The organism is Bacillus cereus group sp. BfR-BA-01355, assembly GCF_022663675.1.
Taxonomy (GTDB): Bacteria; Bacillota; Bacilli; order Bacillales; family Bacillaceae_G; genus Bacillus_A; species Bacillus_A thuringiensis_S.
In genome coordinates this window covers 16,467-27,875 of sequence record NZ_JAKUFY010000073.1, presented here as the reverse complement: position 1 = coordinate 27,875, position 11,409 = coordinate 16,467, and the positions used below count along the sequence as shown (strand labels likewise).

The window sequence follows — 11,409 nt, the reverse complement described above, 5'->3', positions numbered from 1 at the left end:
TTTTTTATACATTTCTTTTCCTCCGATTATGTAAAATGTAAGATTTCCGAAACTATCATAACAGAAACAGTTACAACTTTTTTGTCATATTTTGTCGAGGGAAATAAAAAAAGACGCTATATCAGTAGCGTCTTTTCTCATTTCATTAATGTCCACCGTGTCCTTGACCACTTTCCTGAACAATTTCTAACCTCTCATCTAGTATTCCTTGTGTTTCAAATGAAATATCACTCGTACTTCCTAATAAGAAGCCATGATTATATGGTCCAAGTGTTGGATCATCTTTAAACTTCGGCTGAATAGTAGCAAGGAAGTCATACACTGGTTGTGAAGCTTTCCCTTCTTCTAACAAGACAACAGGTGCGTGTTTACCCATATGTGAAAAAGGTGCCCCAGCAACTGCTAAATCTGGTGTTTTGCTTGAAACAAATGATAAACCGTGACCAGGTTTTGTGAATCCCCAGCCAAATTTTGTTTTTTCATCTTTAAACTTCGCAAATGCGATAGAATTTTCTGTTGGATTCTCACCGCTAATACGCGTTACTTTCCCGTATTTGCTTAACTCTTTTTCTACTTCTTTTGAAACAATTTTTTCTGGTCCTAGTAAATATATATTTGCTTTATCTTTTCTCATCTTTAATGCCTCTATTGTCGCTTCTGGCACTTTATTCTTTTCTGTATAGAGTAGTGGTTCCGGCATATGAGAAATCCAGTTTACAGCGGGGGTTGTATATAAACGTCCTTCTTCTTCAGACGAACCGATAATAACACTATTTGGGTAGCTTCCTGTTATATCGGCATACTCCTTATCAACATCTTTCGCAAATATAGCTGGGTTCGTTTCTTTTATTTGTTTTACTTTATAACCTTTTAATTGTTCAAGCGCGCTAGTACCTACATCCCCCATCACCATAATTTGTGTTCCATCTCTCGTTCCGATTGGATTTAATCGTTTTATTTCTTTTAACGTCATTTCTGGTATCTTTTCTTTTTCTATAAATAAAATCGGTCCGTTATTCGGATGATGAATAAGGTCTGCACTCGCAATACCTAATTGCCACTCGCTCACTGGTACTAAAATAACAGCACCTGGCTGGTTCTCTTTATGGGTTGCTGGCCATATCGTTTGCGAAGTTAACACTGCCATTTTTAGGGGGTCATTTGTATTTAACCTCGTTACATTTTTTAGACTTGTCGTTAATAAATCATTCGATGCCCCTTCGTTCATTTCTTTTGGCGCGGTTACTTCCTGATTCATTTTCATTTCCTTTTGCTCTGTTTTCTTCTCTTTTGTAGATTCATGATTTTTATGGTCTGTATTCGTTTGCCCACATGCAGCAAGACCAACTGCTGTAATTATTGTTATCCCAAAAATTCGGGTCATTTTTTTCACTATACCGCCTCCGTATTAATCATTTTTGAGCCAATATGATTACCTAAAATGTAATTTCAACTCCACAATAACAAGCAATTCTGAAGAAATTATGCAGACACATCATAATCTGCACCATTTCTTCATGATTTTGCATTACACTTTAAGTAACGATTATAAATATGGAGGGCTCTCTATGATTGATATACTGCTCGTAGACGATGAACCGAGAATGCTTGAATTATTAACGCTTTATCTTACTCCAATTGGATATAACTGCGTATGTGCGACTTCCGGAGAAGAAGCTATTTTACATATAGAAAATCGAAACTTTAAATTTGTTTTACTCGATATTATGATGCCAAAGATGGACGGATGGGAAACATGCAAAAGAATCCGTTCATTTAGTAACGTTCCTATTATTATGGTTACCGCTCGTGATCAAACAGTAGATGTCGTTCAAGGATTAAAACTTGGAGCCGATGATTACGTAACGAAACCTTTCCATGAAGAAGAACTTTTCGCAAGAATTGAAGCCGTTTTAAGGCGTACAAATGAACATAAACAAATCCAATATCACGGTATTGTATGGGATGAAACAAAGCACTTCGTTTCTGTCCATAATGAAGAACTTCTTCTCACACCAATTGAATTTTCTTTACTCGGATTATTTTTACGCCATGTGAACTACGTATTAAGCCGTGATCAGCTCATTGAACGAATTTGGGGATTAAACACAAATACAGAAGATCGCACAGTCGATTCACATATTCGTAATTTGCGTGATAAATTGCGAAAAGCAAATTTCCCTATTGATCATCATTTAAAAACCGTGTATGGAGTAGGTTATCGATGGATTGATACCGAACATTAAGGAGCAAAGTGATGAAACGAATCTCTATTCAATTCGGATTTTATTTTTTAATTGTCACACTTTTAATTGAAAGTGTTCTATTTGTATTGCTCTATTATAGTCTCGTAAACACTAGAGTAAATGAAGAAATGACTGCTTTATTAAAACGTGGAAACAGTCATCGTGATGTACTTGAAAAATATTATGATAAGCAAACAATCTCTCACGTAGCACTAATGGAATCTGAAGCTGAAACAACTGTCGTTATTACAAATACAAATAAAGAAATACTAGCTAACTCTAACGAAATAAACACGACTATAAACGATCATATTAGTAAAATGCAAACTCGAACAGACCATAATGGAGCGATTATAGAAAATCATTGGAAAACATCTAATTATATATGTACAGTTAGCCCCATTGTAGTCGATGGAAAACATGAAGGCTATGTGTACATGTTTCTTGGAACAGAATCAATTGAAAAGTTGGTTAATGGATTAACGAAACAATTCATTATTGCTGGTGCCATCACGTTTCTACTCACAGTCATCACAATTTTCCTATTATCACGTTTATTAACAAAGCCATTGTTACACATGAAACATGCAACTGAAAAAATGAGTAAAGGCGATTTGTCCGTTTCATTAACGACTACTCGAAATGATGAAATTGGTGAACTAGCATCATCTATTCAAACGCTCGCAAATGATTTACATTATATGAAAACAGAGCGAAGTGAATTTCTAGCAAGTGTTGCTCACGAATTACGAACACCGTTAACATACGTACGAGGTTATGCTGACATTGCTTTAAAAGAAAGCACCCCTCCTGAACAACGTTTGCGATATTTATCAATTATAAAAGACGAGTCTGATTACATTACAAACTTAGTTCAAGATTTATTTTCACTTGCACAAATAGAACAACATAGCTTTTCTATTCAAGTAAAGGAAGTGCATTTACACACCTTCCTTACTCGCATAGCTGAAAAAGTAAACGCCATGTATAAAGAAAGATACATTAAAGTTTCTTTCTCTTGTTCTCCTACATTGCTAGTAAACTTAGATGAACAGCGATTCGAACAAGTGATAGTGAACATTTTAAATAACGCTTATAGACATTCAAAAGAACATTCTCATATAAACATTTCTATTACAGACGAACATAAACGTATCTCCATTACAATTGAAGATGAAGGCGAAGGTATTCCACCTGAAGACCTCCCTCACATTTTTGACCGCTTTTACCGTGTCGATAAAGCAAGATCACGATCTACAGGCGGAACTGGTTTAGGACTCTCTATCGTGAAGGAAATTGTAGAACTACACGGCGGAAATATTACTGTAACGAGCGAAGTCGATTACGGGTCTTGCTTTATAGTTTCATTACCATCCATAAAGAAACACGACTATCATCAATAGTCGTGTTTTTTTATCCCGCATTAACGGGCAGTAAGACCCCTACATCAAAATTCAGCGGAAGCAAAGAAGTTAGGTGGGGGATCAACTGCCCGTAAAAGCCCGATTGGTTCAACTAATAATCAGTGGGAGATGAACAAAACCCCCACTGATTAAAGTTTCACTTTATCATTTTACTTTATAATATAAATTTACAAATTGCCCAAAACGTTTCGTATCCGTTAAAATTAAATTGATTTCCGGATTCTTGTCTTGAAATAACGGAACTCCAGAACCTAATATATGCGGTGTAATTGTAACAACATATTCATCAATTAAATTATTCTTAAAGAACTCTCTCAGTAGACTCCCTCCACCGACCATCCATATTTTAGATCCTTCTTGCTCTTTCAACCTTTTCGTAAACTCCACTACCTCTTCATTTACAAAATCCACGTGTTCATTTGAACCTTTTTGTGAGTTAGAAAAAACATAACATTTTTTATCTAAATACGGGAATGTTTCCATATGCTCTACTACATAATCATACGTTCTTTTCCCCATAATTATTGTATCAATCGTTTCGTACATTTCTGTATAACCGTTATCTCCCTCTCCTTCGGTTTCCATTAACCACTCTAAATCATCATTTTCTTTCGCAATATATCCATCTAAGCTCGCCGCTATAAATAAAACTATTTCACGTGACATATCTTTTCCTCCTTGTATCTCATCTTGATAACATATGATGTAAACAATATACTAACAATAAAACACGACAATTTATGTCATGTTTAAAAAGAAAAAAGGTGATACATTTGTCAAAAGCTAAACGCTTATTAGATATTCTTATATTTGCTTCTGCGAAAAAAGCATTTACAGCTCAAGAAATAGCTGATGAATTTAATATTTCCGTTCGTACTGTCCATAGATACATTTTAGATTTAAGTGATATGGGATTACCCATTTACGCTGAGCAGGGTCGCAACGGAGGATATAAAGTATTAACGAATAGAGTAATTCCGCCTATTTTATTTACGGAAGAAGAAGCGGTCTCCATCTTTTTTGCCTTTCAATCTTTAAGCTACTACCGAGACCTGCCTTTTAATACAGAGATCCATTCTGTTACGCATAAACTGTATAGCTCTCTACAACATGATGCGAAAGCGAAAGTTGATAAAATACATTCTTATATCGCCTTTTGGAATCCGAAGAGAACAATTGAGACACCACTTTTAAACGACGTGTTAACTGCCGCTATTGAAAATAAAAATTTACACTTTCAATACGAATCTAAATCAGGGATAAAAACAAAACATGTTCATCCTATCGGTGTATATGCTCATGACGGGCTATGGTACTTACCGTCCTATGACTATGATAGGAAAAAAGTATTACTGTATCGTATCGATCGTATTCTTTCTATATTATCAACGGAAGAAAATGAGGATACATTCATGAATTTAGAAGAGTGGTTTGCCTCTAACTCTAACGTAGTACACAGTCCTACTCAGTTACATGTTTTACTGACAACAGAAGGCGTACGCCAATGTAAAAGCGTTCCTTATCTTGAGGAATTCGTTATAGTAAACGAGGATGGGACAGGATATATAAATTCAACAATTGATAAAGGTGAGATTAACTTTATTACTCCGTTATTTTATAGACTTGGAAAAGATGCAAAAGTTTTAGAACCGAAAGAATTGATAGACGGTTTACGTATACGTGCGAAAGAAGTTTTACATATGTATGAAGACGAAAAAAGCTGCTAAATATAAGCAGCTTTTTGTGTATTTGTTCCTATTGTTTTGACTGTTGACGAATATCAATCCACCAACGATATGACGCATTCATATTTTCAGTACTTCCATTCCCTCTGTAATGGAAAGCATCCAAAAAGATTGAATCTAGTTTATCTTCATCTACAAAGTAACCTAAGTTAACTTTTACCGTTTCTCCTGGTCGGATACTGCCAATATTGTAGAAGCTTTTCCCATCTCCGTGAGGCTCTAAATAATCAACTTCTCCCGTCATAATACGCGTTGCATCCATTCCCTCTTCTTTAGCGTATTTCCATGCATTCCCTTCAAATTTAAGCTGCTTTATGGATGGATGCATATAGATTTCTTCTGTCGCCTGTTTACCAATATTTCTCACTGTTGTTGTCAAGTAGACAAATTTAACATTAACTAATTGCGAATCTACTAATGTATCAATTGAATCTTTACCATTCCCTAATTTATATACATCCCGTCTGTACGATAGCAGTTTTCCCGTCTGATCTAAAGCCTTCTTCTTGCTTAATATCCCTAGGCCAAGTTCATTAAAGTTCTCTTGTTTAAAATCTTTAATCGAATCAAAAACTTCAACTTTTTCTATCACATATTCAATTTGGCTGTTATCCATAGATATCGTTACTGGAACCTTTTGCCCTATATGAAATAGTCGTTTGCTATCTTTTTTCAAAGGAATCACTTTAGATTTTTTAGGTTCATCTGCTTGGCTAAAATACTTTTTATCATAATTTGATATATGTGATGCCTTTTCTTTTGACGTGGGCTCAAGTGAAATATTCCCTAAGACATCTATCATTTGTTCTTCATTTATATCTGATCCAATAAAACTTTCTAACATAATCCCTTCTTTCTCAAAAAAGAGAAAGACCTTCCTATCAAACATTACATTGTTGTTTCCAGTTTCTTTATGAACAATTACTGCTTTCTTGCCACCTATCTCTTTTTCTTCGTAGCTTTTTGAATATAAAGTTTGAAAGTCCGCATTTTCCCCTACTCTCCAAAGACTAAATGAAAAGCCTCCATTTGCGTCGTTATCTTTAAATGAATATTTCATAGCAGAGTCATCAATTGCTTCCATATTTTCTGGTAATTTATCAATTTTCAGCTTATACCACTTATCAGCCTTTTTCGTGTCCTTATTTGTTACCGACACATTTACTTCATAATTTTGTTTTTGAACAATCATATTATAGACTTTTACTGCACCAAAAACGGTTGTCGGCATACCAATCAATAAGCAGGCAGCAGCGATTAACATACGATGTCTTTTACTCTTTTTCTGTGGTCGCTCGCCCTTCAGCTTCATTTCCTCCATAAACAGTTTCTTTTTGCGCGTATATGTATGTGAAAATTCATGTTGTTCTTCGGATTTATCAAAATCATCTAAAGCAATTTTTTCAGCAAGTTCATATATTTCTTTGGAGTTCTTTGAATTCGTCATGTTGTATACCTCCTATCATATTTTGGACTCGTTTTCGAGCGCGTTCAAACTGCTTGCGGACATTAGCCTCCGTAATCCCCATTACACTTGAAATTTCTTGATACGTTAAGTTATAGAAGACTTTGTACTTAAACACCTGTCTGTTAGATTCATTTAACTCTTTTAGCAATGTATCAATTTGAACCTCAGACATTTTACGTTTTTCCCACTCTTCAATATTTTCATCTACTGCTTCTATTGATTCTCTTTCATATTCTTCTAAAAATGTTTCATGTCGTTTATTTTTCCGGTAACTATCAATCGCCTTGTTTTTCGCGATCCTCAAAATATAGCGTTTAAGCTCTTCAGTGCTCAAGCTATGGAGCTTTTCCAAGTTCTTATAAAGAGTAATAAACGTCTCTTGAACCGCATCTTCAGCCTGTTGAATATTATTTAAAATAGAATAAGCTACATAATAAATTTTTTGTTCATACAACTCATATAGCTCTTCCATCTTTTCATAATCGTTGTTTGTAACTTTCATATAATTCCTCCTCTCACTCTATATAACGAATGAGCACTGTACTTTGTGACACTGCAAAATCTTTTTATAGATAAAATTTAATAATAGAATAAACAAAAGCCCAATTTCTCTATTGTAACTGAGAAATTGGGCTTTTTTATATTAAAATTTCCCTGACTGTTCCATTAAAAACATCCCTCTTATACCTTTTCAGTAAGTAGTATTTGCTCTATCGCTTCTTTTAACAAATTCTTTGTCTCTTCTAAGTTATGATTCTGCTCTTCTCCCAGTTGTACCGTATAAAACTCAGCAAACGAACGCTCTTTATATCTCGGTACAACATGCACATGATAGTGCGTAAGTTCGTTAAAGATTCCACCATTTTGACAAATTGTAATTCCGTCCGGTTCATATACTGACTTAATCGCTTTTGCAATAATCTTAGAAGCATCCATAATTGATTTTGCTACAACGTCATCTAATTCTTCTACTTCTACAACATGTTGCTTTGGCACAATTAAAGTATGTCCTGGGTAGAAAGGCGCATGATCTAAAAAGCAAGTTACATAATCATCTTCATATACTTTATATATTTTTTCCTCTTCGTTTGCTAATTTACAACCTAAACAGTCCACTACACTTTCCCCTCTTTCTAAAAACATAAAAACGTGAGAATACGGCTCTCACGTTTTTATGTTTCATTTTATTAGTTCAATTGTTTCCGTAACCTTTATACTATCTTTTACAGATTGAACAATCGTACAATTTTTCACTGCAAGCTGCAATGCTTTGTCCAACTGCTCTTCTGTAATGTTTTCCGCTTTAATTTTATATTGCAAATGAACACTTTCAACTGGTTTGGATAAAGCTTCACTTCTACCAATTTCAGTTTCGATCGTAAACGTATCGTATGTAATACGTTTCTTTTCTAAAATTGTTCGAAAGACAATTGCACTACATCCTGCGATAGAAGAAACGAGTAATTGTAACGGTGAATACCCGTTTTCTTTTCCAATCGCTAATTGAGCGTACGATAAATCTGCCTTTATATCATCGTGTTTGATTGTTAGTTTCATTTGTTTTGTCCATCTCCACTTTCATCGGTTTCTGCTGTTTCTTACTCATATAATAATAATATATATAGCAGAAAATGATAAATGGAATACCGCAGTATAACGCCATTCTTTGTTCAGGAATAAACGCTAAACTAATAACAACGATGCTATTTGTAATTAAAGCTAAAATTGGAACAATCGGATATAGTGGTGTTCTATACTTTAAGTCCTCTAACTTTCCTCCGCCTTTTATATACTGACTTCTAAAGCGAAGTTGCGATAGAGCAATAATGATCCAACTTGAAACAGCCGATAAACCAGCTATCGATAATAAGTACATGTATACTGTATCTTCTGCAAGGAAACTTGTGAATAGGGATAATCCAGCTACCGCAATCGTTACGACTAGCGCTGTAATTGGAATACCACGTTTATTTACTTTCTTGAAAGAAGTTGGTGCCATTCCTTCATTTGCAAGTGACCATAATATACGTGTCGCTGCATATAATCCAGAGTTCGCTACAGATAATAACGCAGTAATAATAACAAAGTTCATAATATCAGCTGCATATGGAATACCGATTTTATCAAATACAACTACGAATGGACTTTCAATTACGCCTGCTTCCTTCCAAGAAATTAATCCTACTAAAATTGTCATTGTTAAAATGAAGAATAACATAATGCGCCATACTGTATTACGGATCGCACGTGGAATTGTTTTTTCTGGATTTTCACTTTCTCCCGCTGCAATCCCGATTAACTCTGTTCCTTGGAACGAGAAGTTAACTGTAATCATTGTAAGTAATACGGCAGCTAGTCCATTCGGGAAAAGTCCACCATCGCTTACAAAGTTAGAGAAAAGAGGTGCTGCTTCTTTTCCGTCATATGATATAAATCCTAATAATGCACTACCACCAAGAACAACAAATGCAAGGATTGTAATTACTTTAATACTAGAAAACCAAAATTCTAATTCAGCGTAGCTTTTCGCTGAGATAGCATTTGACGCATATAGAATAACGCCGAATACAAGGCACCATACCCAAACATCAACATTTGGAAACCATCTTTTCATCATTAAACCTATTGACGTTAATTCTAGACCCACTGTTACTGCCCAGCCGAGCCAGTATAACCAACCAATCATAAAGCCTGTTCCTGGTCCAATAAACTTCGTTGCATACTTTTGGAAAGATCCCGAAACCGGCATTGCTACCGTTAACTCTCCAAGACAAAGCATTGTTAAATACATAATAAATCCGCCTACTAAATATGAAAGGATGGCTCCCCCTGGTCCAGCCTGATTAATAGTGTAACCCGAACCTAAGAAAAAACCAGTTCCAATTACACCACCAAGTGCGATCATAAATAAATGTCTACTCTTCATCGTACGATGTAATTTCTCATTCGTTGGTTGCTGCATCTAAATCCTCCCCCTACAAATACCCCTATATCTTGTTAAAATTTTCTGATAATAAAAATATACACGAAAGCGATTACATTTTCTATATAAAATTAAAACTTTTCTGATAAAATAATATAAAAAATCTAATTATAGCTAGATTTAGATTCTATTTAGAGGAAAATAAGGAGAAACAAGGAAAAACCCTTACATATATTGTAAGGGTTAACGAAGTTCTAATCTTCTGGATAAAATTGATAAACTATAATTTACGATAAAGTACATACAAGCTACTACCATAAACGTTGGAATCATATAATTCACATTTTGCCCGCTAATAATTTGAGCATTATGCATAAGCTCTGGCAGTGATATAACAACTGCTAATGCTGTATCTTTCAGCAATGAAATAAATTGACTGACAAGCGGTGGAACCATTCTTCTTAATGCTTGTGGTAAAATGATATGCCAAAGCGCTTGCACATACGTTAATCCTGAAGATCTTGCGGCCTCAATTTGTCCTTTTTCAATCGATAATAGACCACTTCGAACAATTTCAGATATCATTGCTGCTTCAAATATTGTTAAAGCAACAATTACAGCTGTTATAATTTCTAATTTCAAGCCTGCTTCTGGTAGTGCAAAATACGTGAAAAATATAATCAAAAGTAGTGGTAAATTTCGAATTACTTCAACGATAATTCCTAATACTTGTGAGACGACAGGTATTTTCATGTAGCGCAATATCCCTATTACACTACCAATAATAAAGCTAAGTACAATTGCTACGAGCGCTACCTCTAACGTTATAAGTAATCCTTTTAATAAAAATAGAATATGATCCCCTGTAATTGCTCCCTTAAAATCCATTTACACCGCCTCCTTTGCTAAGCGTTTTTCTAAATAACGCACTAGCATACTGAGCGGAATTGTTAATATTAAATAAAACATCCCGACAAATATATATACATCAAACGTAACAAACGTCTTCGTTGAAATTAAATCTCCTTGATACATTAAATCAGCACCAGCAATAATTCCAAGTATTGAGGAGTTTTTAACTAAATTGAGAAACTGGTTTCCTAAAGGGGGAATTACAATTTTCATAGCTTGAGGTAAAACGACATGGTACATTGCTTGCGTATAAGTCAATCCTGAGGAACGTGCTGCTTCCATCTGACCTTTCTCGACTGATAGAATACCAGCGCGAATAACTTCCGCAATAAACGCTGCTGTATATACGGTAAGCGTAACTGTTCCTGCTACAAAACCATTTAAAGTAATTCCTATTACAGGTAACGCGAAATAAAATATAAATGCAATTAATACGAGTGGAATATTTCTTACAAACTCTACAAAAGCTGAACCTACCCAATTTAAAATACGAATCGGTGCGATGCGCATTACTGCCAAAATTACTCCTAAAATAAAACTGCCTATCAATGCAATTACACTAGACATAACTGTATATTTAAATCCTTCTAAATACATATCAATGTTATTCGTTAATATAGAAAAATCAGGCACATATTCTCCCCTCTTTCTTTACAAGAAGAGGATGAGCACTCTCATCCTCTCACTTTTA

At 34.8% G+C, this 11,409-nt stretch carries 12 protein-coding genes; 3 read left to right on the top strand and 9 right to left on the bottom strand.

All coding sequences use genetic code 11. The annotated features are described in order from the left end of the window. Window positions 1–145 precede the first annotated feature (145 nt). Entirely contained in the window at window positions 146–1,393 is a 1,248-nt protein-coding gene (locus MR167_RS21300; RefSeq protein WP_242315412.1) for a cell wall-binding repeat-containing protein, read from the bottom strand. A gap of 175 nt (window positions 1,394–1,568) precedes the next feature. Between MR167_RS21300 and MR167_RS21295 the strand changes: the two genes are divergently transcribed. After that, complete coding sequence (locus tag MR167_RS21295; protein ID WP_242315411.1) at window positions 1,569–2,246, top strand: response regulator transcription factor; 678 nt, start codon at window positions 1,569–1,571, stop codon at window positions 2,244–2,246. 11 nt (window positions 2,247–2,257) lie between these two features. Beyond that, entirely contained in the window at window positions 2,258–3,649 is a 1,392-nt protein-coding gene (locus MR167_RS21290) for a sensor histidine kinase (protein ID WP_242315410.1), read from the top strand. Window positions 3,650–3,814: 165 nt separating this feature from the next. On the opposite strand, the gene MR167_RS21285 is transcribed toward MR167_RS21290, so the two are convergent. Further along, a complete protein-coding gene (locus MR167_RS21285) occupies window positions 3,815–4,336 on the bottom strand; it encodes a dihydrofolate reductase family protein (RefSeq protein WP_098437278.1) in 522 nt (173 codons plus the stop codon). Window positions 4,337–4,410: 74 nt separating this feature from the next. Between MR167_RS21285 and MR167_RS21280 the strand changes: the two genes are divergently transcribed. Continuing rightward, on the top strand, window positions 4,411–5,397 hold the full coding sequence (locus MR167_RS21280; protein ID WP_133964067.1) for a helix-turn-helix transcriptional regulator: 987 nt from the start codon (window positions 4,411–4,413) through the stop codon (window positions 5,395–5,397). Window positions 5,398–5,425: 28 nt separating this feature from the next. Here the strand turns inward: MR167_RS21280 and MR167_RS21275 are convergent, their stop codons facing one another. The 7 genes from MR167_RS21275 to MR167_RS21245 all read right to left on the bottom strand — a co-directional run bounded on the left by MR167_RS21275 (window position 5,426) and on the right by MR167_RS21245 (window position 11,351). Next, window positions 5,426–6,862 (bottom strand): DUF4367 domain-containing protein, encoded by a 1,437-nt coding sequence (locus tag MR167_RS21275; RefSeq protein WP_097845845.1) that lies wholly within the window; start codon window positions 6,860–6,862, stop codon window positions 5,426–5,428. Beyond that, window positions 6,828–7,385: an RNA polymerase sigma factor gene (locus MR167_RS21270; RefSeq protein ID WP_000869275.1), complete on the bottom strand. Its 558-nt coding sequence runs from the start codon at window positions 7,383–7,385 to the stop codon at window positions 6,828–6,830. Before MR167_RS21270 ends, MR167_RS21275 begins: the two co-directional genes overlap by 35 nt. A 179-nt stretch (window positions 7,386–7,564) precedes the next feature. Next, a complete protein-coding gene (locus MR167_RS21265; protein WP_103577646.1) occupies window positions 7,565–8,026 on the bottom strand; it encodes an HIT family protein in 462 nt (153 codons plus the stop codon). 36 nt (window positions 8,027–8,062) lie between these two features. Further along, the gene (locus MR167_RS21260; RefSeq protein WP_000778854.1) at window positions 8,063–8,440 is read right to left on the bottom strand and encodes an OsmC family protein; all 378 of its coding nucleotides are present in this window, start codon (window positions 8,438–8,440) and stop codon (window positions 8,063–8,065) included. Further along, a complete protein-coding gene (locus tag MR167_RS21255) occupies window positions 8,415–9,845 on the bottom strand; it encodes an amino acid permease (RefSeq protein WP_001187093.1) in 1,431 nt (476 codons plus the stop codon). The genes MR167_RS21260 and MR167_RS21255 overlap by 26 nt, the downstream gene beginning before the upstream one ends. A 204-nt stretch (window positions 9,846–10,049) precedes the next feature. Beyond that, window positions 10,050–10,694: an amino acid ABC transporter permease gene (locus MR167_RS21250; RefSeq protein WP_000345975.1), complete on the bottom strand. Its 645-nt coding sequence runs from the start codon at window positions 10,692–10,694 to the stop codon at window positions 10,050–10,052. Continuing rightward, entirely contained in the window at window positions 10,695–11,351 is a 657-nt protein-coding gene (locus MR167_RS21245) for an amino acid ABC transporter permease (protein ID WP_001112685.1), read from the bottom strand. It lies immediately after the preceding gene. Window positions 11,352–11,409 lie beyond the last annotated feature (58 nt).